The organism is Hymenobacter mellowenesis, from assembly GCF_030581005.1.
Classification (GTDB): Bacteria; Bacteroidota; Bacteroidia; order Cytophagales; family Hymenobacteraceae; genus Hymenobacter; species Hymenobacter mellowenesis.
Genome location: NZ_JAUQSX010000014.1, coordinates 62,970 through 84,572, shown reverse-complemented (window position 1 = coordinate 84,572; position 21,603 = coordinate 62,970). Strand labels below are relative to the sequence as shown.

Annotated in this window: 21 protein-coding genes; 13 read left to right on the top strand and 8 right to left on the bottom strand. The window is 63.7% G+C overall.

All coding sequences use genetic code 11. The features are described from left to right. Positions 1 to 179 precede the first annotated feature (179 nt). The 5 genes from Q5H92_RS22160 (at position 180) to Q5H92_RS22140 (ending at position 4,615) form a co-directional block, all read left to right on the top strand. A complete protein-coding gene (locus Q5H92_RS22160) occupies positions 180 to 713 on the top strand; it encodes a DUF4234 domain-containing protein (RefSeq protein ID WP_305013752.1) in 534 nt (177 codons plus the stop codon). Between the two features lie 48 nt (positions 714 to 761). Continuing rightward, positions 762 to 1,490 (top strand): DUF3826 domain-containing protein, encoded by a 729-nt coding sequence (locus tag Q5H92_RS22155; protein WP_305013751.1) that lies wholly within the window; start codon positions 762 to 764, stop codon positions 1,488 to 1,490. Positions 1,491 to 1,592: 102 nt separating this feature from the next. After that, complete coding sequence (locus Q5H92_RS22150; protein ID WP_305013750.1) at positions 1,593 to 2,858, top strand: cation:proton antiporter; 1,266 nt, start codon at positions 1,593 to 1,595, stop codon at positions 2,856 to 2,858. Positions 2,859 to 2,938: 80 nt separating this feature from the next. Further along, positions 2,939 to 3,535: a dihydrofolate reductase family protein gene (locus Q5H92_RS22145; RefSeq protein WP_305013749.1), complete on the top strand. Its 597-nt coding sequence runs from the start codon at positions 2,939 to 2,941 to the stop codon at positions 3,533 to 3,535. A gap of 333 nt (positions 3,536 to 3,868) precedes the next feature. After that, complete coding sequence (locus Q5H92_RS22140; protein WP_305013748.1) at positions 3,869 to 4,615, top strand: potassium channel family protein; 747 nt, start codon at positions 3,869 to 3,871, stop codon at positions 4,613 to 4,615. A 138-nt stretch (positions 4,616 to 4,753) separates the two neighbouring features. Here Q5H92_RS22140 and Q5H92_RS22135 read toward each other — a convergent pair whose 3' ends face one another. Together Q5H92_RS22135 and Q5H92_RS22130 are read right to left on the bottom strand one after the other, a co-directional pair. Then, positions 4,754 to 6,814 (bottom strand): ExeM/NucH family extracellular endonuclease, encoded by a 2,061-nt coding sequence (locus Q5H92_RS22135; RefSeq protein WP_305013747.1) that lies wholly within the window; start codon positions 6,812 to 6,814, stop codon positions 4,754 to 4,756. A gap of 173 nt (positions 6,815 to 6,987) precedes the next feature. Beyond that, a complete protein-coding gene (locus Q5H92_RS22130; RefSeq protein ID WP_305013746.1) occupies positions 6,988 to 7,272 on the bottom strand; it encodes a hypothetical protein in 285 nt (94 codons plus the stop codon). 326 nt (positions 7,273 to 7,598) lie between these two features. Here Q5H92_RS22130 and Q5H92_RS22125 point away from each other — a divergent pair, with 326 nt between their 5' ends. The 4 genes from Q5H92_RS22125 to Q5H92_RS22110 all read left to right on the top strand — a co-directional run bounded on the left by Q5H92_RS22125 (position 7,599) and on the right by Q5H92_RS22110 (position 11,078). Beyond that, complete coding sequence (locus Q5H92_RS22125) at positions 7,599 to 8,150, top strand: GNAT family N-acetyltransferase (protein ID WP_305013745.1); 552 nt, start codon at positions 7,599 to 7,601, stop codon at positions 8,148 to 8,150. A 63-nt stretch (positions 8,151 to 8,213) separates the two neighbouring features. Next, a complete protein-coding gene (locus tag Q5H92_RS22120) occupies positions 8,214 to 8,861 on the top strand; it encodes a NanQ anomerase/TabA/YiaL family protein (RefSeq protein ID WP_305013744.1) in 648 nt (215 codons plus the stop codon). A gap of 214 nt (positions 8,862 to 9,075) precedes the next feature. Then, complete coding sequence (locus Q5H92_RS22115) at positions 9,076 to 10,353, top strand: TPM domain-containing protein (protein WP_305013743.1); 1,278 nt, start codon at positions 9,076 to 9,078, stop codon at positions 10,351 to 10,353. 170 nt (positions 10,354 to 10,523) lie between these two features. Continuing rightward, complete coding sequence (locus tag Q5H92_RS22110) at positions 10,524 to 11,078, top strand: GNAT family N-acetyltransferase (protein ID WP_305013742.1); 555 nt, start codon at positions 10,524 to 10,526, stop codon at positions 11,076 to 11,078. Here Q5H92_RS22110 and Q5H92_RS22105 read toward each other — a convergent pair. Together Q5H92_RS22105 and Q5H92_RS22100 are read right to left on the bottom strand one after the other, a co-directional pair. Further along, positions 11,075 to 11,740 (bottom strand): hypothetical protein, encoded by a 666-nt coding sequence (locus Q5H92_RS22105; protein WP_305013741.1) that lies wholly within the window; start codon positions 11,738 to 11,740, stop codon positions 11,075 to 11,077. The genes Q5H92_RS22110 and Q5H92_RS22105 overlap by 4 nt on opposite strands. 51 nt (positions 11,741 to 11,791) lie before the next feature. Continuing rightward, the gene (locus tag Q5H92_RS22100; RefSeq protein ID WP_305013740.1) at positions 11,792 to 12,391 is read right to left on the bottom strand and encodes a TetR/AcrR family transcriptional regulator; all 600 of its coding nucleotides are present in this window, start codon (positions 12,389 to 12,391) and stop codon (positions 11,792 to 11,794) included. Positions 12,392 to 12,618: 227 nt separating this feature from the next. Here Q5H92_RS22100 and Q5H92_RS22095 point away from each other — a divergent pair, with 227 nt between their 5' ends. The 4 genes from Q5H92_RS22095 (at position 12,619) to Q5H92_RS22080 (ending at position 15,131) form a co-directional block, all read left to right on the top strand. Then, positions 12,619 to 13,383, top strand: coding sequence for a creatininase family protein (locus Q5H92_RS22095; RefSeq protein WP_305013739.1), 765 nt, complete (start codon positions 12,619 to 12,621; stop codon positions 13,381 to 13,383). Between the two features lie 143 nt (positions 13,384 to 13,526). Further along, positions 13,527 to 14,165, top strand: a complete 639-nt coding sequence (locus Q5H92_RS22090; protein WP_305013738.1) for an HAD family hydrolase — start codon at positions 13,527 to 13,529, stop codon at positions 14,163 to 14,165. Between the two features lie 46 nt (positions 14,166 to 14,211). Then, positions 14,212 to 14,589 carry a DUF433 domain-containing protein gene (locus Q5H92_RS26730; RefSeq protein ID WP_369811173.1) on the top strand — a complete coding sequence of 126 codons (378 nt, stop codon included), beginning with the start codon at positions 14,212 to 14,214 and terminating at the stop codon, positions 14,587 to 14,589. Between the two features lie 116 nt (positions 14,590 to 14,705). Then, on the top strand, positions 14,706 to 15,131 hold the full coding sequence (locus tag Q5H92_RS22080; protein ID WP_305013737.1) for a hypothetical protein: 426 nt from the start codon (positions 14,706 to 14,708) through the stop codon (positions 15,129 to 15,131). A gap of 182 nt (positions 15,132 to 15,313) precedes the next feature. Here the strand turns inward: Q5H92_RS22080 and Q5H92_RS22075 are convergent, their stop codons facing one another. From Q5H92_RS22075 to Q5H92_RS22060, 4 genes are all read right to left on the bottom strand, one after another. After that, a complete protein-coding gene (locus Q5H92_RS22075) occupies positions 15,314 to 16,966 on the bottom strand; it encodes an MFS transporter (RefSeq protein ID WP_305013736.1) in 1,653 nt (550 codons plus the stop codon). Positions 16,967 to 17,140: 174 nt separating this feature from the next. After that, positions 17,141 to 18,175, bottom strand: coding sequence for a LacI family DNA-binding transcriptional regulator (locus Q5H92_RS22070; protein ID WP_305013735.1), 1,035 nt, complete (start codon positions 18,173 to 18,175; stop codon positions 17,141 to 17,143). Positions 18,176 to 18,558: 383 nt separating this feature from the next. Further along, positions 18,559 to 19,167: a pentapeptide repeat-containing protein gene (locus Q5H92_RS22065; RefSeq protein WP_305013734.1), complete on the bottom strand. Its 609-nt coding sequence runs from the start codon at positions 19,165 to 19,167 to the stop codon at positions 18,559 to 18,561. Positions 19,168 to 19,313: 146 nt separating this feature from the next. Next, complete coding sequence (locus Q5H92_RS22060; RefSeq protein WP_305013733.1) at positions 19,314 to 21,407, bottom strand: ExeM/NucH family extracellular endonuclease; 2,094 nt, start codon at positions 21,405 to 21,407, stop codon at positions 19,314 to 19,316. Positions 21,408 to 21,603 lie beyond the last annotated feature (196 nt).

Here is a 21,603-nt window from a genome sequence, read left to right as displayed (position 1 = left end):
GGTAATGGATTAGGTTTTGGGTCTGGCCTCAGTGCCCGCATCCCTGCCAGGTGCCAGCCGGCCGCAGCGGGCAGCGTGAGGCAGCCGGCCGCAGGAGGCAGGTGGTTTTGGCCCAACGCGAAGGCCATGGTATCTTGCCTGTCCGCGTGCGCTGGCGCCGGTTCATCTACCCCGTTTTTATGGAGCCTATTGCTACCCCACTCACCGGCCATTCGCAAGCAGAAACCTGGGAAAATTATTCCCTGGTCAGCCCGACCAAATTCCTGATTTTGTGTCTTATCACGCTGGGACTCTACGGCGTGTGGTGGCAATACAAAACGTGGCGCTTTTTCCGGCAGTGGCAGAACTCGGATACGTGGCCGGTGATGCGGGCGCTCTTCAGCTTGTTCACGTTTCACGAGCTGCTGGCCACCATCAACCAGTTTGCGCGGCACACCGGCGGCTACACGCCCATGCCCAACACCACCGGGCTGGTGGCGGGCTACGTCATCCTAAACCTGCTTTCCCGCCTGCCCGACCCGTTCTGGCTCATTCACCTGGGCGCCGTAGGGTTTCTGATGCCGCCGTATCGGGCGTTTCGCGACGCCATGCTGGAAGCGCCCGTATACGGGGGCTTCCACCAGGCCAATTTCAGTACGCGCCAGGTGGTGCTGCTGGCGGCGGGCATCGCGTTTTGGGGCCTGGTGATTACCGGCCTGAATACGCCGGGCTAATGCACGGCCGGGAGCTGCAGCAGAAACCCGGGGCAACATTGTTTCGCCATGCGTAAATCCATCAGAATCGCCGTCCTCCTCGTTGGGCTGAGCGGGCCGGCTGCCTTCGCCGCGTACGGCCAGGCTGCGCCGGCTGCCGTGGCCGCTGCGGGCACCGCCGCCCAAGCCGACCCGGAAGCCGATAAGAAAGCCGCCAAATGGGTGGCCGCGCTCAACCTGCGCGATGCCGGAAAGGAAGCAGCCGTGCAGCAGGTCATTGCCACGCACCTCACGGCTATTTGGGCCTACCACAATGCCCACCCCTACACCGAAACGCCGGCCGGCATCAACCCCGCCACCGGCAAGTCATTGAGCACCCTGGACCGGCAGCTCATTGCCACCTCGGCCATGCCGAAAAGCATTCACGACAACCTGCTGGCCGGCCTGCGCCAGCACCTCACGCCGGGGCAAGTGGAGGCCGTGCTCGACCAGTACACCATCGGCAAGGTGGCTTTCACGCTGAACGGCTACCGGGCCATTGTGCCCAACCTGACCCCGACGGAGGAAGCCGTGATACTGACCAACCTGAAACAGGCCCGGGAGCAGGCCGTCGATTTCAAAAGCATGAAGGAAATATCCGCCGTTTTTGAAATCTACAAAACCAAAAACGAGGACTACCTGAACACCCACGGCCGCAACTGGCGCGACCTGTTCAAGGCCTACGTAGACGCCGCCAACGCCAAAAAAGCCGCCGAAAAAGCCAAGGCAGCTCCGGCTCCTGTGGCCTTGCCGAAATAGCCGCCGCCCGTCCCTAACGTGGATGAAGCCGTATGTAATGGGCATCACCATAACCACTTGCCAACGGCGCTGCCATGCGGGCCGGGCGGGTGTTGCTTGTTCATGCCCTACTACACCATCGCGCTGCTGCTGCTCGGAATCGCCATTCTGGGCGTGGCCTGGCTGCCGTCGCTGCTGGAGAAATACCCGCTTTCGTACCCCATTCTCTACATTCTGCTGGGGCTGGGGGTGTTCAGCCTGCCCATTCCGCTGCCCCACGCCGACCCGCAGATGCACAAAGAGCTGGTGAAACACCTCTCGGAGCTGTGCGTGATTGTGGCCCTCACGGGCACGGGACTGAAGATTGACCGGCCGTTTTCGTTGCGGGCCTGGCGCTCGCCGCTGCTGCTGGTGCTCGTGCTCATGGTGTTCACCATTGCCGGGATGGCCGTGGCGGGGCATTGGCTGCTGGGGCTGGCCCCGGCCTCGGCCCTGCTGCTGGCCGCCGCCCTGGCCCCCACCGACCCCGTGCTAGCCGGCGACGTGCAGGTGGGCGACCCCGGCGAGGGCCGCGAAGACAACGTGCGCTTCGCCCTCACCGGCGAGGCGGGGCTGAACGATGGCCTGGCCTTTCCCTTCGTGTACCTGGCGCTGGCGCTGCTGCCCACCGCCGTGCCCCTGAGCGAGCGGCTGCTGCACTGGCTGTGGCTCGACGTGGGCTACCGCATCGGGATGGGCGTGCTGCTGGGCTGGCTGTCGGGCAAGCTGCTGGCTTATTTGATTTTCAACCTGCCCAAGCGCGTCAGCATCAAAACCGAGGGCTACGGCTTTGTGGCGCTGGCCGTCACGCTCACGTCCTACGCCGTCACGGAGCTGGTGCACGGCTACGGGTTTCTGGCCGTGTTCATTGCCGCCATCACCCTGCGCAGCCGCGAGCGCAAGCACGAGTACCACCGCCTCATGCACGCCTTCACCGACCAGATGGAGCGTCTCTTTATCGTGGTCATCTTGCTCTTGCTGGGCGCCGCCATTGCCGATGGGCTGCTGCGCGCGCTCACTTGGCCGGGGGCGGCGCTGGGGGTGCTGCTGGTGCTGGTGCTGCGCCCGCTGGGCGGCATGCTAACGCTCATCCGCTCGCCGCGCATCAACCTGGCCGAGCGGGCCGTGATTTCCTTTTTCGGCATCCGCGGCATCGGCTCGGTGTTTTACGTGGCCTACGCGCTGGGCGAGGCCGACTTCCCGCAGGCCCGCCAGATTTGGGCGGTGCTGGCCTTCACCATGCTGCTGTCCATCACCGTGCACGGCGTGCTGGCCACGCCTGTCATGAACTGGCTCGACCACCGCCACGGCCGCCGCACCGCAGCCGAGCTTGCCGAAAGCGCGGAGTAGGGGCTGTTGGGGCCACTCCGCTCAACCCAGGGGCATTCCAGTTGGTATAAGGGCTTTGTCACGTCTTCATTGGAAAAGAAATGTCGAAGGTTATTGCCATCATGTCCATGTCGTTAGACGGTTACGTTGCCGACCTTAACGATGGAGTAGCAGAAGTATTCGCCTGGTACTTCCAGTCCGGGGAGGAGGAGGTCCGCACAGGCGGGGCCGATGCCATGCTGTTCAAGGTGTCGCCCCCCAGCGCCGGGCACATCCGCCGGTTAACGGCCCGACTTGGGGCCGTGCTGACCGGTCGGAAGACGTTTGAGGTGGCTCACGGTTGGGGCGGCAACCATGCCTGGGGGCCGGCCTTCGTGCTCACGCACGCTGTTCCGGCCGGGTGGCCACGACCGGATTCGACGGTGCATTTCGTGACCGAAGGACTGGAAACGGCCGTCAGGCAAGCCAAGCTCGCTGCCGCCGGAAAGGACGTTGCCGTGCACGGGGCAGATACCATTCAACAATTGCTTAATGCCGGGCTGCTGGACGAAATTCAGGTTGATATAGCCGCGCTGCTGCTTGGGTCGGGCGTCCGATTATTCGACCAGCTTAGCAAAGCGCCCATAGCCCTCGGCAATCCCACCGTAGTTCAAGGCATTGGCGTAACGCATTTATGCTACTCGGTGCTGAAAAAGTAGCTTAGCCGAATGGCGGTTCGGGAGGAGCTGGATAAATCAGACGATGGGCTCGGGCGCTGGCGTCAGCGCCGGGGGCATAACACGCTCCCTTTGGAGTATAATAGCTACGACGCAGCCCCGAACAGCCTTGGCCGGTGCCGCCGCAACCGGAGGCTTGCCCCGCTGCAGGCTCAACGACGGAATGCCCGCAGTGGGCGACAGATGCCCCTGCCCCGTCGAAACTACCGCCTTGAGGCGCACCGCGCCGGGGCCGGGCTGCGTTGGCAATAGAAAGTGGGTCCGCTGGTGGCAGTGGGTCGCACGTTAGATTAGCGTTTTGTCTGGCCAAGCAGCATGAATACTCCCGTAAAATGGCTTAAAGAAGAACGCGCTGCCCGGCCGCCGGAGGCTCCGCTAGCGGCGGCCGCCCCGACGTGGCGCACCCGCCTCGCGGAGTGGCAGGACGCCGCGCGCGACCCCGCCCTGAGCGTGCTGCTGGGCGTGCAGGTGCTGTTCATCTTCGTGGTGGGGCCGCTGGTGAGCACCGGCACGCTGCCGCGCTGGCAACTGGAGTTTTTCCAGCTGCTGATGCCGCTGGTGTCCTTTTTCGTGCTGCCCCGCCGCAGCAAGGTGCGTCCGCTCATCCTGCTCACGGCCGGGCCCATTCTGGCGCTGGAGCTGGCGGAAAACGGCGTGTTTGCGGGCATGCTGCTCCGCATGTTTGTCACGGTGGCCATCACCGTGCTGGTGGCGCAGGCCGTGTTTCGGGCCGAAACCGTAACCACGCACCAACTGCTGGGCGCTGTAGTGGTGTACCTGAACCTGGCCCTGCTGTTCATGGGCATCTTCGCGGCCATCCGGCACACCGTGCCGGGCGCGTTCGAAACCTTCACCCACCAGCCGCTGAAATCGGGCGAGTTGCTGTATTTCAGCATCACCACGCTCACCTCCACCGGCTACGGCGACCTGCTGCCCATCCACCCGCTGGCCCGCAGCATGGCCAACCTGGAGGCCGTGTCGGGGCAGTTATTTCTGGGCACTTTCCTGGCCCGCGTGGTCACGCTGCACGGGAAAAGCCGACGGGAAAAGGAGGCAGATTGAGTAATTATCAGAACGTCATGTCGGGCTTGCCGAGACATCTCGCGTGCCGAAGTAATCAAATTACTATAGCACGCGAGATGTCTCGGCAAGCCCGACATGACGTCCTTTTATATTCTGACAAAGTAACCTAACCCGCCATTACTCCTTCATTACCCGCCGCGTTTGCTGGTAGCTGGTGCCGCGTAGTTTCAGCAGGTAGATGCCGGGGGCCAGGTGGGCGGTGTAGTCGCGCAGCTGGCTTTGCAGGGCCTCGGGCGAGCCTTGCAGCGAGAGCAGGCGCGGGCCCTGCGGCAGCCAGAAGTCGAGCGACAGCCGGCCGGCGCTGGCGGGCACATCGGCCAGTGTGAACGGCACCTGCCCGGCCGCCGGGCTGGGGTAGATGAACAGGCGCGAGGTGGGCCGCGAGGTATTCGCGTAAGTCATGCCCGCAAAATTCACCCCGATGAGCACCGGGTCGTGGTCGGAGGAGCGAAACGGCGTGTTCACGTCGGTAGCCGCGCCGGCGTTGGAGTATTCCAGCACGCTGGGTTCGCCGGAGTTGATGTGCCACTTCTGCACGTCGATGAAGCCCACCAAGTTGTTGGTAATCACGGCATGGTCGAGCGAGCCGGTGAGGCCGCGGTACACGTAGGAGGCGCTGGTGGGCGGGGTGGCCGGCACCAGCCCGGCGGCGCGCATGATGTCGATGGGGTCTTCCTCGTAGTTGGCGTTGTAGTCGCCGGCGCTCACCACGCGGGCCGCCCCGGCCGGAATCACGGTCTTATTAATGAACTGCACCAGCGCGGCGGCCTGCAGCTTGCGGCGGGCGTTGGAGCCGCCCTGGCCGTCGTTCTGGTCGGCGTCGGCGCCCTTGCCGCTGCCCTTGCTCTTGAAATGGTTGATGACGAAGCCCAGCGTATCGGCCCGCTCCTTGCGCTTGGTGACGAACACCTGGGCCAGCGGCGGGCGCTCAAACACGTCGGGGGCCGTGAACAGCAACGGCGGTCCCAGCGGCGCTACCACGGCCGGCTTATACAGAATGGCGCAGTGAATGAGGTCGGTGTTGTTGGGTTGGTGGGTGGCGTCGCCGTCGTTCACAAAAATGTAGGTGCCCGCGCCCATCACCTTGTTCAGCCCATCCACTAGGTCCTGAATGGCCGACGTGGAGCCGTTGCCGTCGTTCTCAATCTCGGTGAGGCCCACCACGTCGGCGTTCATCTGGCTGATGGCCAGAATGATTTTGGCGCGCTGGCGGGCAAAGTCCTCGGGCGTTTTGGCGCCGCGCGGCGTGGGGAAGCCGCCGCCCTGGCCGTCGCCGTTGAAGTAGTTGAGCACGTTGAAGCTGGCCAGCTTCAAATCGAGCTTGCTGAACACCGGCGGGCCTTTCGGCCGCGAGGTGCGCACCACCGGCGCCGCCTCGCCCGGCAGCGGCTGCACCCGCCACTTGCCAAACCCGTAGCCCATAATGCCCCGCAGGCCCGTGAGCGTACTGCCCACGCGCACGGTGCCGGTAGTGGGGTCGAGGTAGGGCGTGGGGGAGGGGTTGGAGGCCGAACTGCCGTCGTCGAGCACCAGCGACTTGTCGTCGTTGGCTTTCTGGTAGGCGGTCACGGCCGCGCCGTTGCTGTTACCGCTGCTGTGGGTGCCGGTGGCGGGCTCGTCGTTGGGGTCGATGAATTGCGTGGGCTGGTAGGTGAGGCCCTGGGCCGAGAGCGTGAGCTCGCCGCGCTGCTTGAGGCTGTAGTTGTCGGTCACGGTCATGGGGGCCGAAAACTGTACCCGCATGCCCTCGTACCGCTCCGCGTTGGCGCTGGAAAACGCGGCGTTTTCGATGGTGACGAAGGCTGGCAGCGCATTACCCGACGACAGCACCGTGATGTTGGGCTCGGTGAGAATAGCCTGGTTGAACGACGGCGCGCCCGCGTCCTCCCGCACCACGCCGCTGATGCGAACCTTGTCGCCGATGCTCACCGTGGGGCTGGGCGCCACCACAAACAGGGCGTCAGAAGTGGCGGGGTTGCCGTCGGCAGTGGCGGTTTCGTCCTGCACGTAGAAGCCGGCCGGATTCAGGCCCGCGTACACGCCCGTTACCACGGCCTCAATGGTGTAGGTGCCGGGCTTGGCAGCGGCGCCGCTGCCCTGGATGGCGCCAATGGTGGTAGCACTGGCCCCGCCGGCACTCAGCATGAAACCAGTTGAAAGAACGAGCTTGTTAAGCATTAAGCAAGAAAAAACAGGATGTAAAGGGCGCTAAAGATAGGCGTGCAGGTACATAGAACGACGTAGGGGCGGGGCTTGCCCCCGCTCGGATGGTCGCGCTGCCCTAAAGATTCTGCCCAGCGTCCGGGCGGGGGCAAGCCCCGCCCCTACATCGTTCAAAAACCAACTCTGCCCTACCCCGGCTGCTGCGCCAGCCACTCGGTGGCCTGAGCTTCGGTGTCGAAGGTGCGGTATGTGAGCGGCAGGCCCTGCACATTGGTGGTCACGAAGGCCGTGGCCAGGCGCACCAGCACATGCGGCGACACCACCACGGCGCCATAGCGGTAGCCGCCTTCGGTCACGGCGCGAGGCAGCCAGGTTTGGGCCACCCACTGCTGCTCGGCGGGGCTGAAAGGCAGCATCTGGGTTTGATTGACCAGAATGCGGCTTCCGCGGTGCTGCTGCAGGCCGCGCAGCATGGCTTCGAATAAGCCCTGCGTATCGGCAAGAGTGCGGGGCTGGCTGCTCCAGGTAGTGCGCAGAAAACCAGCTGAATCAACGGATAATCGGCCTGCGTTATTCTCAAAAAGCAGTTTAGGTGCCGGCTGGTTCATCGCAGCAAAGGTACCGCCACGGGTGTATTCCGGGCAGTGTCCCGGCGCGGTTTGGCGGCTGGCAGATAGCAGCGCGAACTTTTAGCTCGCGTTTTTGAATGCGTCAATTAAACCGGCGCGGGGACGCGAACTGAAAGTTCGCGCTACGGTTTCGCCACCGCCCGAACTCCAAAAGCCGTATACTGCGACTTATGATTCCGCTGATAACCCAAACGCCCCGCCTCACCATTCTGGCCGCCAGCCGCGCCCTGCTCACCGCCGAGCTGCACAAGCCCCAATACTTCCCGGTGCTGCTCGGCGCTGCCCTGCCCACCGACTGGCCGCCCGGCGGGTACGACCGCGCCACCGCCGAAGCCACCCTCGAAAAGCTCACCGAAGGCGGCCGCCACGCCGCCGGCTGGTACGGCTGGTACGCCCTGCGCAAAGCCGAAGGCGACACGCCCCGCACGCTGGTGGGCAGTGCGGGCTTCATGGGCCCGCCCGATGCGGCCGGCACCGCCGAAATCGACTTCGCCATTGCGGCCGACTGGCGCCGGCAGGGCCTAGGCACCGAACTGGTGGCCGGCCTGGTGGCCCACGCCGCCGACACCGGCCTGGTGCGCCGCCTGGTGGCCCACCCCACGCCCGACAACCCCGGCGCGCTGGAAGTGCTGCAGCGCAATGGCTTCGAGCCGACCGGCACCGCCGCCGACGGCCGCCTGCGCTTCGAACGGGCCGTGGAGCCGGCCGTGGTGGCGGCCTGAGTTTTTGCGAAACGGGAAGGGAAGGCGGCGGGCCGTGGCCTACATTTGCCGCATCCCTCCCTCATGCCCCGTTGCTCCATGAAAAATGCGCTGCTGAAATACGGTTCCTTCGTCCTGCTCCTCGCTCCGCTGGGCTGCACCACCAGCGGCCCCGCCGCCACGCAAGCCACCACGGCCGACGCCTGGACGCCGAAAAAGGCCGACAAGTGGTTTCGGAGCCGCGTATGGGCCAACGGGCTGAAGCTGAACGTGCAGGAATCGGTGGATAAGGTGGAATTCGCCAAGCAGTACACCGCCAACAAAGCGGCCTGGGACAAAGCCTTCGCCTACTTCCGCGACACCAACCTGGAGCAGCTGGCCGTGGGCAAATACCCCATCGACGGCGACAACGTGTTTGCCGCCGTGACGGACAACCCCACCAAGGACTACGCCAACACCAACTGGGAGTCGCACCGCAAGTACATCGATATGCAGTACGTGGTGCGGGGCGCCGAGAAAATCGGGCAGGTACCGTTGGCCTCGGCCACCGTCACCAAGCCCTACGACGAAGCCCGCGACGTGGCCAATTACTCGGCCGAAGGCCCGCAGTACGAAGCCCGGCCCGGCACCATCTACCTCTTCTTTCCGCAGGATGTGCACCGCCCCAATATCAAAGTGGACGGCATCGACAAGGACAAGAAAGTGGTGGTGAAGGTGCGCGTGGCGCAGTAAAGCAGGACGCTAGAGCAGTTTTGGAATAGCTGAACGACGTAGGGGCGGGGCTTGCCCCGCCCGGCCGTTGAACGAAATTGGACAGTGGCGTAAATAGCCGGGCGGGGACAAGCCCCGCCCCTACGTCGTTCAGCGTGAGCAATGCCGTACCAAACCAGCACCGAGGACGTAGAAGGCCGAAGAATTTCTTCTTCCACCTCACTTCCCCAGTGCTATGTCTAAACTGCTGCTTCTCGTTTTTCTGTTTGTGACGGCCGGGCTGGGCTTGCCCGCGGCAGCGCAAACCGGTGCTTCCGACGTGCCGCCCCGGCCCAACCCGTTCCATTTTGTGAACGACGAGGCCAGCCTAATGGCACCGGCCGACGCCAAGAAGCTGGAAAGCGGCCTGCGCCGCTACGCCGACAACAACGGCACCCAGATTGTGGTCGTGACCGTGCCCTCGCTGGGCGGACGCGACGTGGCCGCCTACGGCCGCGCCATCGGCACGGCCTGGGGCGTGGGCCAGCGCGATAAAAACAACGGCGTCGTGGTGCTCGTGAGCGCCCAGGACCGCAAGCTCAGCATCCAGCCCGGCAGCGGGCTGCAAAGCGTCATCACGCCAGCCGTGACGCAGCAGGTCATCGCCCAAATGGGCCCCAGTTTCAAGCAGGGCAATTATTTCGCCGGCCTCCGCACCGGCCTCAACACCCTGATGGCCGCCGCCGACCCCAAAGCAACTCAGGGCCAGCAAGCCGGTAGCACGGCCGCCGGCACCGCCGCCACCGAACCGAGCCAGTCGAACCTGGACCAGCAGACCACGACTTCCACCACCACAACCAACGACCCCGTGATGGCCCCGCCGCCGGCCGAACCTGCGCCGTCGGGCCTCGGTATGGGCACGCTGCTGATTGGCGCTTTGGTCATTGGCGGCATCCTGTGGTTTGTCATCAAGATGTTCCGCAACCGCAGTGCCGCTAGTAATCAGGCACCGAATGGCCCGTATAATAACACGCCCGGCGGCACGCCCGACTTCCTGCCCAACCGGCCCAACGGCCCCGGCGGCGGCTACGGCCAAGCGCCCGGCAACTATGGCCCCGGCTACGGCCAGGCGCCCAACTCCGGCGGGGGCATGGGCGTGGGCGGCATGCTGGCCACCGGCGCGGCCGCCGCGGCCGGCGCCTACCTCGGCAACCGCATGGCTTCGGGCCACGATACTTCGGGCAACAACTACGCGAACGACTCCAACAACGCTAATCTTAATACCGGTGCGGCTGGTGCGGCAGGCGCCGCCGGTGCTGGTACGGGGGCGGCCAGCGACTACTTCTTGGGCCGCGACGGCGGTACGGCCGATAACGCCGGTACCGACTACTTCTCCGACGCCAACACGGCCCCCGATAACTCGTCGGACTACTTCTCATCCGACGACAATAACTCGTCTTATGACGACAATTCATCCGGCGACACGGGCGGCGGCGGTTTCGACAGCGGCAGCGACAACAGCGGCTCCTGGTAGGCCGCACCCGAATGCAAACCGGCCCCGGTGCTCGTCGCGTCGGGGCCGGTTTGCGTTCGGGTGCGGGGCTTATTTCTGGAAAAACGGTGGAAACGGAAATTGTGTGTGCCAGCGGCGGCATGGGCAAACGGCTGCGCTTACTTTTGGGCTTCCCCAATGGTGTGTTTGCTATGCCCGTTCCCAGTGCTTCCCTCTCGGCTGTGCCCGTTCTCGAAACCGAACGCCTGCGCCTGCGCGGCTTCCGCGCCGATGACTTCGATACCTGGTTTGCCATCAGCCGCCACATCGACTATCACCGCTACTTCACCCCCGAGCCCATGCCCGCCGAGGAAGTGTGGAAGCTGCTGCTGCGCAGTGCTGGCCACTGGGCCGTGATGGGTTACGGCTTCTGGGCGGTGGAGGAGAAAGCCAGCGGCCGCTTCGTGGGCGGCATCGGCTTCCTCAACCTCAAGCGCGACATTGACCCGCCGCTGGGCGAGGCCCCCGAAATGGGCTGGGTGCTCGACCCCGCCGTGCACGGCCGGGGCTACGCCAGCGAGGGCGTGACGGCGGCCTTGGAGTGGGCCACGGGCCACTTTGGGCCGAAGCGCATGGTCTGCATCATTCACCCTGATAATGTGCCCTCGCTGAAGATGGCGGCCAGATTTGGCTTTCATGAATACGCCCGCTCCACCTACCATGGCGCGCCCATCGTGCTGCTGGAGCGGCCCGCCCAGCCGGCCTAAGCCTGCGCCCGGCGGTGCGCCCGCAGCAGCCGCCCAATGGCGTAGATGCCCGGCAGCATGGGCAGCGCGGCCGTCCACATGCCGGCAAAATAATAGCGCCCGGTGGTGCCGAAATAGTAGTTCGGCATGTCGGCCACGAAGCGTCCGTTGCTCACCACGGCCGAAATGGCGCCGCCCAGCTCGGGCTGAATGGCCGGGCGCAGCGCCGGGAAAATAAAGTGCGTGAACTCGGCTACGCCCGGCCCGATGAAGATAAACCAGGCCATAAACCCGGCCAACGGCACGCGATAGTACAGCCCCAACGCCGTGAGCGTGTAGAGAATAGGTCCGAAAAAGGCGAACACCAGCAGGAAGCCCCGCTCCGTCCAACTGATGTCGAACAACCGGCTCATGGCCGGCCCGAAACCGGTGAGGTACTCCTCCACCATGTGCACTTCCAGCGCCGCCACCGTGAGCAGAAACAGCGGCAGGATGAGGGCCGGGTCGGAGGGCCGGGCCAGGTTGGTGCGGCGCCACAGCAGCAGCGCCACCGTGCCCGAGCCGCCCACAATCACCACCGGCGGCAGGCCAATGTTGCGATAGCCGGCCACCATGGCCACCACCAGAAAAACCAGTGCCCCGCCGAAGCTGAGGTGCTGGGTTAGTTTGCTTGGAGCTGTCATAAAGGGGGGAATTTGAACTAACCAGTTGGTTAATGAATGGATAAAAAAAACTCACAGCTGCCCCAGCAGCAACTGCGTGATATGGGCGGCGCGCTCGCGCAGAAAGCGGCGATACTGCGCCTCATTTTGGCGCAGGAGGCGGCTGAGCAGGGGCTGTGCCAGCACGGGGTACACGCACAGGGCCACCATGTTGGCAAAAAAATGCTCAGCCGCGTTGGGTTCCTGATACCGCGTATTGGCATCGGCCAACTGCTGCCGAAAGTCGTCCAGATTAATCAGGCGGCTGTCGCTGAACTGGTTGCTAAGCCGCTCGGGGTGCTGCTGCAGCTCGTGTACGATGAAGGCGGCGAGGCTCGGCGTTTCGGCCAGGGCCGAAGTGGTGTAGGCCACGTACTGCTCAATCTTGGCCGGAAGCGCGGCCTCGCCATTAAGTACCTGCCCGATACCGCCCAGAAACTGCCCCAGCGCCTGCTGAAACACCGTGTCGAACAGCTGCTCCTTACTCTTGAAATAGTAGTGCAGCATGGCCTTGTTGATACCGGCCAGGTCGGCAATTTCCTGCATGCGGGCCCCGCTCAGGCCTTTCTGGTAGAAGACCGTACTGGCTACCGCCAGGATTCGGTCGCGGGTAGAGGCGTCCAGGGTTTTCATAAATTAACCAGTTGGTTAATTCAAAGGTAGGGCTGTAGCAGCAGAAAAACAGAACGTCATGCTGAACAGAACGTCATGCTGAGCGCAGCCGAAGCATCTCTACTGCAGTAGTAATCCTGATGATTGGATTAGTTACGCGGTAGAGATGCTTCGGCTGCGCTCAGCATGACCACCCAGTGCCAACCGGCAATACCTTTGCTTTTCCATCACCATTTCCCTCTACTGCCATGCCCCGCCCCTACATCCTCGCCGAAACCACCTGGAAAACCGTGCAGGAAAACGCTTATCAGGTTGTGGTGCTGCCCTGGGGCGCCACGGAGGCGCACAACTACCATCTGCCCTACGCCACCGACAACATTCAGTCGGACTACGTGGCGGCCGAGGCGGCGCGCAAGGCTTGGGAGCAGGGCGCCAAAGTGGTGGTGCTGCCCTGCATTCCGTTCGGCGTAAACACCGGCCAGCTCGACATTACCCTCGACATCAACATGAGCCCCAGTACCCAACTGGCGCTGTTGCGCGACGTGGTGCAGGTGCTGGCCCGGCAGGGCATTCCCAAATTCGTCATCCTGAACGGCCACGGCGGCAACGACTTCCGCCAGATTCTGCGCGAGCTGCAGGCCGAGTTCCCCACGGTGTTTCTCAGCACCCTCAACTGGTTTAAAGCCGCCGACCGCAACCACTACTTCGGCGCGCCCGGCGACCACGCCGACGAGCTGGAAACCAGCGCCATGCTGCACATCGTGCCCGAACTGGTGAGCCCGCTGGCCGAAGCCGGCGACGGCGCCGCCAAGCAATTCCGCATTGCGGCCCTGCGCCAGGGTTGGGCCTGGGCCCAGCGCGAGTGGAGCAAAGTTTCGGCCGATACCGGCGTGGGCAACCCCGCCGCCGCTACAGCCGAGAAAGGCGCCGCTTTTCTGGAAGCCTGCACCTCTAACATTGGCCAATTCCTGATAGAGCTGGCCGCCGCCGACCCACAGGATTTGTACGAGTAACGAGTAACAGAACGTCATGCAGAGCGCAGCGAAGCATCTTGCCCGCCACCACTAACTCTGATGATTGGTTTACTTATTGCGAGCAAGATGCTTCGCTGCGCTCTGCATGACCTTCTATCTGTTAACTACCGCTAACTGAATCTATGCCTTCCCAATTTGATAGTGTAATTTTTGACCTCGACGGCACCCTCTGGGATGCCTCCGCCAGCATTACCAAAGCCTTTCAAGCTGCCAGAAATAGTGTTGATTACATCGAAAACGATGTGACCCTAGCGGATGTGCAGGCCGTAACGGGCCAGCCCTACACCGTGGTGTATGAGCGGCTATTTCCGAAGCTACCGGCCGAAAAGCTGGACGAGTACCGAGCCCTCTGCGCCCGGCACGAACTGAGCGCGGCTGAGGAGCACGGCGGCGCACCCTACCCCGGCCTGGAAGATGCCCTGCGCTACCTGCGCGGCCAGGGCTACCGGCTGTTCATCGTCAGCAACTGCCAGCTGGGCTACGTGGACGCCTTTTTCAAGCACAGCGGGCTAGGCCATTTCTTCGAAGGGCACCAGTGCTTCGGCACCAAGCTGCTGCCCAAGGCCGACAACATCCGCGAAATAGTGGCCCAGTACGGCCTGCAAGCGCCCGTGTACGTGGGCGACACGCCCGGCGACCTGGCGGCCAGCCAGGGCGCGGGCGTGCCCTTCATCTTCGCCACCTACGGCTTCGGCACGCTGACCGAGGCCGAAGCGCCCGTGCGCATCAATCAGCCCGCCGATTTGGAGAAGGTGCTTTAAAAAGGAGCTTAACCCGGCCATAGGCATTTGGTGAGCCACGTGGCAAATGCGTAGTTTTGGTAGCATGAAGTTTCCGGTGTTTCCCCGCATTACCGTTCATCCCGCCATTTGCCAGGGGCAGCCCACTGTGCGCGGCCTGCGCTACCCCGTGTGGCAGGTGCTTGAATGGCTGGCCGCGGGCACCTCGGAAGCTGAAATCCTGACCCGGCACCCGGAGCTGGAAACCGACGATTTACGGGCCTGTCTGGCCTTTGCTGCCGAGCGTCTCAAGCCTCTGTCCCGCGTCGCGCAGGGCGCTGAAAACCAGGATTCGGAGGAATGGATTCTGAACCGGCAAAGCCAGTGGCTGGCCGAGCAGGAGTTTCTCAAGCAGCTGTGGGAGCGCAGCCCCGCGCCGGCTGGCACAGATGCTGGTTCAGCCTAGCCAGACCAGCCGAAGCCGCAACCTGCCAAAAAATGAGTGGCCGCGAAGCTGGAATCGGTGCGTAGATTTGGGCATCGAGCCGACTGCCCCTGATGGACGCCGGAATGTCTTCTGCTATGTATCAGGAACTCGCTTCTACTGCTTTTCTACAAGTCGTTTACCGGCCCGATTCGTGCCTGCTCATCGGCCGTTGGCTGAACTCCATCACCGACGAGCAACTGCGCGAAGGCTACGAAACCATGCGCCTGGCGGCCCAAGAGCACGACTGCCGCCACTGGCTGATGGACGCCCGTCGCCGTACCGACCGCAGCCGCAACGGCCCCGAATGGGTGATAACCAGCTTTCTGCCCCGGGTGCAGAAAGAAATGGGCGGCAAGCTTTTCGTGGCCTTTCTGGTGCTGCCTAACCACTTGGTCGAACTCGACGAAGACCCCAGCGTGCCCAAAAAAGCGCCCGGCGCCTCGGCCCCTTTCCAGTACGCCCGCTTCATCGACGAAGGCGCTGCCAACGCTTGGCTCGACCAGAAACGGCGCGTGAAATAAGGCAAGGGTTGACTGCCTTGCGGGAACAAGCTATCAAGTTGCGGGAACAAGCTAAACTATCAAAAAGAACGGTCATGCTGAGCGCAGCCGAAGCATCTCTACCGCGCAACGGAATTATTTACTGCTGCGGTAGAGATGCTTCGGCTGCGCTCAGCATGACCGTTCTATAGATTTCGGACTCCTCACCGCTGGCTTTCCTGCGTTTGCATGGGCGTGGCCATTTCCACATTCGAAGCCTTGGGGAAGGCCAGAAAGTGCGACACGCGCGGCGGCTCCGGCCCGCTGTGGAAACGGAGCACCTGGGCCTCCACCACCTGGTCTTCCTTGGTGAAGCGGTGGTGCTGGCGCTGGTGCTCGCCCCAGGTGGCCACGTGGTAGAACTCGGTGAGGCGTGTGGGGTGGGCCACATCGGCAAACATGCCGGCGCGCAGGGCGCCATCGCGCAGCCGCAGCCGCTTAAGCTGCTCGGCCGCGGCGCGGAAGGCGGGCCAGTCGGCGGGCTCCACGTGGTACTCAATCATGACAATGACGGGGCCGTCGTCGGGGTCGATAAGGCCTTCGGTTTCGGGGTCGGGCCAGTGCTCGGCGGGGGCCAGGTCCAGCCCTTCGGCGGGGCGCATGGGGAAGGGCAGGGCCAGCAGCGTGCTCACCAGCATCCAGCCGGCGGCCAGCAGCAGCGAAGTTTCGAGGCTGAGGTGGTCGGCCAACTCGCCCCAGGCCAGGCTGCCCAACGACATGCCCGCCTGAAACACCAGCATGTACACGCTGATGACCCGCGCCTGCACCCACTTGGGCACGTTTAGCTGCACGGTGGTGCTGAAGCTGGTCATCACCATAAGCCAGGCAATGCCCGAGAAGAACATCACGGCATACAGCAGGTAAATCTGCGAGACGAGGGCCAGCGCCACATTGGTGCCCGCAAACATGAGCACACCCAGCAGCACGCGCTGGTTGAAGCTCAGCCGTGAGCCCGCCCGGCCCATCAGAAAAGCCCCCGTGACGGCCCCCGCGCCCAGCCACGACAGCATCACACCGTAGTGCCCCGAGCTTAGGTGCAGGCGCCGGGCAATGACCACCGACACCAGCGCCCACATGGCCGTGGCCCCAAACGAAAACGCGAACGTGCGGACCAGCACCCCGTAGATGGCCGGCGAATACTGCACGTAGCGCAGCCCGGCCCGCAGCGCGCCGGTGAAGTTTTCGGCCGGCCCGCTAGTGGTTTCCTGCTCGCGCTTCCAGAAATAAACCACCGCCCAGGTGCCCAGAAACGACACCCCGTTCAGCACAAACACCCAGCCTGCCGAGTAATACGCAATGATGACCCCGCCAATGGCAGGCCCGATGGCCCGTGCAATGTTGTTGCTCACGCCATTTAGCGTAATGGCAAACGGCAGCACCGGCCGCGGCACCAGCTCCGTGGTCACGGCCTGCCAGATGGGCGAATTCAGGGCCGCGCCCATGCCCAGCAGAAACGTGAACCCCAACACGCCCAGCGCCGACACGCTGTCCATGAGCGTGAGCACGCCCAGCGCGCTGGCCACCACCGCCATAAAGCCCTGTGTGAAGAGCAACAGCCGGCGCCGGTCCACGAGGTCGGCCATGGCGCCGGCGGGCATGCTCAGTAGGAAGGCCGGCAAACTGGTGGCAGCCTGCATCATGGCCACGAGCAGGGCCGAGGTGGTGAGGGTGGTGACGAGCCACACGCCGGCCACGTTCTGCATCCAGGTGCCCACGTTGCTCACCAAACCCGCAATCCAGATGGCCCGGAAAATGGCGATGGTAAACGGCGTGAGCATGGTGGCCTTGGGGGCCGGGGCGGTGGTAGTGGGCGTCATCGAAAAGCAGTAGGAGTCCGCTGCTTATAACAAGCCAGCGGGCCGAATGGCTTGGCGTCCTACGGTTTTCAGGCGGCGCAAGGTTGTAGCGTGGACTCTGCGAGTCCGCGCATGGGCAAACAGTTCCACTTCCGATAGGCGCGGACTCGCAGAGTCCACGCTACAACCTTGCACTTACCGCTTCTGCGACGACTCGCGCACCAGCAACTTGGGCTTGAGCACGATGGGCTTGGGCGGGGTCTGGCGGTTAGGGCCGCCTTTGAGCATTTTTTGCAGCAGTTGCACGGCCGTTTTGCCCATTTGCTCGCAACGCTGGTCCACGCTGCTGAGCATGGGCTCGGTGAGCAAGGTGAACATCTCGTTGCTGAAGCCTACCACAGCCACGTCGCGCGGCACACGCAGGCGGGCGCTCTTCACCGCCTGAATGGCGCCGATGGCGGCCAAGTCGTTGCTCGAAAACACGGCGTCCGGGCGCTGGGACAGCTTCAGGAGCTGGCGCATGGCCTGGGTGCCGCCCTTCTGGTTCATCTCACAAAACACAATCAGCTCCTCATCCACGGGCAGGCCGTGGGCGGTGAGGGCATCGCGGTAGCCCTGATGGCGGTTTTTGTGGATGCTCAGGTGCAGCGGGCCGCTGAAGTGGGCAATGCGGGTGCAGCCCTGCTCGATGAGGTGCGTCACCACCTGGTAGGCGCCCTGGTAATCGTCAATGACCACGGCGCTCACGTTGCTGCCGCTGAAGTCTTCCACCGCGCGGTCGAAAAACACCAGCGGAATATTTTGCTGGCGCACCGCCTCGAAGTGGCCGAAGCTCTGCGTGGTGTTGGCCAACGACACCAGAATGCCTTCCACCTGGGAGTTCATCAGCAGGTCGATGTTTTTCTGCTCCTGGCGGGCGTCTTCGTTCGATTGGCAAATCATCACGTTGTAGCCCAACTTGGCTGCTTCGGTGGCAATGCCGTGGACCACCTGCGGGAAAAAGTGTCCCGTGATGTGCGGCACCAGCACGCCCAGCGTATTGCTGCGGCCGCGGCGCAGGGCGGCGGCCAGCTGGTTGGGCTGGTAGTGCAGCTCTTCGGCCAGCTGGCGCACGCGGGCCTTGGTGGCTTCGCTCACGTCGTCGTGGTCGCTCAGGGCCCGCGAAATAGTGGAGGGAGAAAGTCCCAGCGTCTTGGCCAGGTCAGTGATAGAGGCGCGCCGGTTGGCCATCTGTTCGTTGTAGCAAAGTGAAAAAATACCCGTGCCGGGGCCTGCGCCACCGCTCACGGGCCCCAGCGCGCGGCCCGAAACGGACCAGCCCGTGGTGCTGACAATTTACCGAAAGCAGGATGCGGCCCGGACATGAAGCCGCCACTTTCGGGCATAGATGGGAATTCCTCCGCAATCTACTAGCCACAAACGAAACCGGAAGTTTAGGGAGGGGTTTTGGCCCGGGGCGCGGGGCGGGGAATAAAGGTTTTTATGAAACGTCATGCAGAGCGCAGCGAAGCATCTTTACTGCAATAGTAAATCTGATTACTGTTGCAGTAAAGATGCTTCGCTGCGCTCTGCATGACGGCCTGATAAACCAGTTACAACCAATTCCGCCCCACCTACTCCACCACCAGCCCAAACTTGGCCACCACGCCCAGCAGGCCGTGCAACGTGAATTTGGCCCCGAGCAGCGGATTGGTCTCAGGGTCGATGACGAAGCCGGTGGCGGAGGTGAAATTGGCGCCCGACAGGCGGGTATTCTGGAACACTGCGCCGCCCATTGGGCAGTCCTGAAATAAGGCATTGGTCAGGTCGGCGTCGGCAAAATCAGCTTCTTCCAGGCCACAGCCCACGAAGCGCGTGCCCGGCATGGTGCGCCCCGCAAACGAGGCATAGCGCAACTGGCACTGGTCGAAGTGCACGCCAAACAGCATGTCGCGGCAGGCCGTAAACTGCAGCCCCAGCAGCTTGCACTCGTCAAAAGCCACGTTTTGCAGCGCCGTGCCCGCCAGCTTGGCCGAGGACAGGTTGCAGCGCTCGAACCGGCACTCGCTGAAGCGCAGCCCGCTCAAATCGGCCCCGCCAAAATCGCAGTTGATGAAGTGGTACTCATCGAATTCGGTGTGGCCCAGCAGGTGGCGAGCGTCCCAACCGGTAGCCACGTTTTCCTCGGGGAATCGGTCGGGTTTGCGTAGGGCAGGGGCAGGCTTGCGGCGGGGCGGTTTCATGGTGGTGAAGTGAACCACAAAGAACGTCATGCTGAGCGCAGCCGAAGCATCTCTACCGCTAGAGTAATCAGATTTACTACTGCGGTAGAGATGCTTCGGCTGCGCTCAGCATGACGTTCCTTTTATCTCAAATCAAATAAACAAACCTACTCCTTCACCACCCGATGCACCTCGCTCAGCCCCTCGCTGCGCAGCCGCACTAAGTAGGCGCCCGGCGCGAGCGCGCCCGTGCGCCGCGCCAGCTCCGCCTGCACCTCGGCCGCCGTGCCGCGCAAGGCCAGTACCGGCTGCCCCAGCGCCGACAGCACCTCCAGTGTCAGGGGCCGCGCATCGGGGTTGGCGATGCGAATGTGGAAGGCGCCGGGGGCGGGGTTGGGGAAAATTTGCAGGCGCGCGGTGGCGGATTTGGGGGCCAGCGCGGCCGTCACGATATTGCGGAAATTCAGCCCGATGAGCACCGGGTCGTGGTCGGAGGAGCGGAAGGGGCTGGTGATGTCGGTAGCGGCGCCGGCCACATCGTATTCCAGGAATTCGGGCTCGGCGGCGTTGATGTGCCACTTTTCCACGGCGGCGTGGCCCACCAGGTTGGGCGTGAGCACGGCGTGGTCGAGCGAACCGCTGAGGCCGTTGAAGAGGTAGGAGGCGCTGGCGGCCGGGCTGCCCAGCACGAAGCCCGCGGCCCGCAGAATGTCCATCGGGTCTTCTTCGTAATTGGCATTGTAGTCGCCCACGCTCACCACGTAGCGGGTGCCGGCGGGCTTCACCACGGTGTTGATGAACTGCACGAGGGCGGCGGCCTGCTGCTTGCGGCGCAGGTTGCTGGCGCCCTGGCCGTCTTGCTGGTCGGCGTTGGCACCGCTGCCGCTGGCCTTGCTCTTGAGGTGGTTTACTACAAGGGCAAAAGTGTCGCGGGTGGCCACGGGGCGGTTGGTGGTGAAGAGCTGGGCAATGGGCGGGCGCTCAAACACGCCCGTGGTGGTGCTCAACAGGAAGTTGCCGTAGGGCGTCACCACGGCGGGCTTGTAGAGGATGACGCAGTGAATCAGGTCGGTATTGTTGGGCTGGGTATAGAGGCCGCCGTCGTCGATAAAGGCGTAGGTGCCCGCGCCCAGGGCCTGGTTCAGGCCGTTCACCAGGTCCTGCACAGCCGAAATGGCCCGGGTGCCGTCGTTTTCCACTTCCATCAGGCCAAACACGTCGGCGTTTATCTGGGTGAGGGCGGCCAGAATTTTGCTGCGCTGACGCTGGAAATCGGCCAGCGTGAGGGCCCCGCGTGAGGTGGGGAAGCCGCCGCCCGCGCCATCGCCGTTGAAGAAGTTGAGCACGTTCATGCTGGCTAGCTTCACGTCGATGTTGCTGAAGGTGGGTACCGGCGGGCGCACGGTCGTCACCTGCGGCGCGTCGGTGCCGGCCAGCGGCTGGATGCGCCACTTGCTGCTGCCGTAGCCCATGATGCCGCGCAACTGCGCCACGGTGCTGCCCACGCGCACGGTGCCGGTGGCGGCGTCGAGGTAGGGGATGGGCGTGGGGTTGGTGGCGGCGCGGCCGTCGTCGAGCACCAATGACTTGGCCGTGTTGGCGGCCTGGTAGGCGTTCACGGCGGGCACGTTGGTGGTGCCGGTACTGCTGGTGCCGCTGGCCGGGTCGTCGTTTGGGTCCACGAACTGCGTGGGCTGGTACACCAGGCCCTGGGTCGAGATGGTGAGTTCGCCGCGCGACTTCACGGCCGCCACGTCGGCCACCGTCACGGGCGCCGAAAACTGCACCCGCATGCCTTCATACTGCTCGGCGTCGAGGCTGGAAAAGGTGGCGTTGTTGAGAATAGTGAAGGTCGGGAGCGCGCTGCTGGCCGCCAGCACCGTGATGACGGGGCTAGTGAGCACAGCCTGGTTGAAGGACGGCGTGCTGGCAATTTCCTGTACCGCGCCGGTGATGCGGAGCTTGCTGCCGACGGCCACCGTGGGGTTGGTTTGCACCACAAACAGGGCGTCGGAAGTAGCCGGGTCACCGTCGGCACCGGCGGCGTCGTTCTGCACGTAGAAGCCGGCCGGGCTCAGGCCCGCGTACACGCCCGTCACCACGGCCTCAATGGTGTAGGTGCCCGCCGTGGCCAGCGCGCCGCTGGTTTGGATGGTGCCGATGGGCGTGACCGTGGCGGTTTGGGCCCAGGCAGGCGCCTGGCTGGTGGCCAGCAGCGCGCCGAGAGCCACGAAAAACGAGCGGGTAAAAACCTGCGTCATAAAAGAAAAAATCAAAAGATTCCCAATGCGGGGCTGTAAATGTACTGGGGATTCGGCAGTTGAGGCCGAAAGCGGAAGTGGCCGATGGCCGGATTACGAGTAAGCTTAACCGTACCGTCCGCCCCGGCAACTAACAGGCGGGCTGGGCACGTAAGCCCGGTAGTTGCCTCCCAATCCACCTTGCCACAATTCAGTT

Coding starts and splice junctions, on each gene's coding strand:
- Q5H92_RS22160 (WP_305013752.1), top strand. CDS start 180: ATGGAGCCTATTGCTACCCCACTCACCGGCCATTCGCAAGCAGAAACC.
- Q5H92_RS22155 (WP_305013751.1), top strand. CDS start 762: ATGCGTAAATCCATCAGAATCGCCGTCCTCCTCGTTGGGCTGAGCGGG.
- Q5H92_RS22150 (WP_305013750.1), top strand. CDS start 1,593: ATGCCCTACTACACCATCGCGCTGCTGCTGCTCGGAATCGCCATTCTG.
- Q5H92_RS22145 (WP_305013749.1), top strand. CDS start 2,939: ATGTCGAAGGTTATTGCCATCATGTCCATGTCGTTAGACGGTTACGTT.
- Q5H92_RS22140 (WP_305013748.1), top strand. CDS start 3,869: ATGAATACTCCCGTAAAATGGCTTAAAGAAGAACGCGCTGCCCGGCCG.
- Q5H92_RS22135 (WP_305013747.1), bottom strand. CDS start 6,814: ATGCTTAACAAGCTCGTTCTTTCAACTGGTTTCATGCTGAGTGCCGGC.
- Q5H92_RS22130 (WP_305013746.1), bottom strand. CDS start 7,272: ATGCTGCGCGGCCTGCAGCAGCACCGCGGAAGCCGCATTCTGGTCAAT.
- Q5H92_RS22125 (WP_305013745.1), top strand. CDS start 7,599: ATGATTCCGCTGATAACCCAAACGCCCCGCCTCACCATTCTGGCCGCC.
- Q5H92_RS22120 (WP_305013744.1), top strand. CDS start 8,214: ATGCCCCGTTGCTCCATGAAAAATGCGCTGCTGAAATACGGTTCCTTC.
- Q5H92_RS22115 (WP_305013743.1), top strand. CDS start 9,076: ATGTCTAAACTGCTGCTTCTCGTTTTTCTGTTTGTGACGGCCGGGCTG.
- Q5H92_RS22110 (WP_305013742.1), top strand. CDS start 10,524: ATGCCCGTTCCCAGTGCTTCCCTCTCGGCTGTGCCCGTTCTCGAAACC.
- Q5H92_RS22105 (WP_305013741.1), bottom strand. CDS start 11,740: ATGACAGCTCCAAGCAAACTAACCCAGCACCTCAGCTTCGGCGGGGCA.
- Q5H92_RS22100 (WP_305013740.1), bottom strand. CDS start 12,391: ATGAAAACCCTGGACGCCTCTACCCGCGACCGAATCCTGGCGGTAGCC.
- Q5H92_RS22095 (WP_305013739.1), top strand. CDS start 12,619: ATGCCCCGCCCCTACATCCTCGCCGAAACCACCTGGAAAACCGTGCAG.
- Q5H92_RS22090 (WP_305013738.1), top strand. CDS start 13,527: ATGCCTTCCCAATTTGATAGTGTAATTTTTGACCTCGACGGCACCCTC.
- Q5H92_RS26730 (WP_369811173.1), top strand. CDS start 14,212: ATGCGTAGTTTTGGTAGCATGAAGTTTCCGGTGTTTCCCCGCATTACC.
- Q5H92_RS22080 (WP_305013737.1), top strand. CDS start 14,706: ATGTATCAGGAACTCGCTTCTACTGCTTTTCTACAAGTCGTTTACCGG.
- Q5H92_RS22075 (WP_305013736.1), bottom strand. CDS start 16,966: ATGACGCCCACTACCACCGCCCCGGCCCCCAAGGCCACCATGCTCACG.
- Q5H92_RS22070 (WP_305013735.1), bottom strand. CDS start 18,175: ATGGCCAACCGGCGCGCCTCTATCACTGACCTGGCCAAGACGCTGGGA.
- Q5H92_RS22065 (WP_305013734.1), bottom strand. CDS start 19,167: ATGAAACCGCCCCGCCGCAAGCCTGCCCCTGCCCTACGCAAACCCGAC.
- Q5H92_RS22060 (WP_305013733.1), bottom strand. CDS start 21,407: ATGACGCAGGTTTTTACCCGCTCGTTTTTCGTGGCTCTCGGCGCGCTG.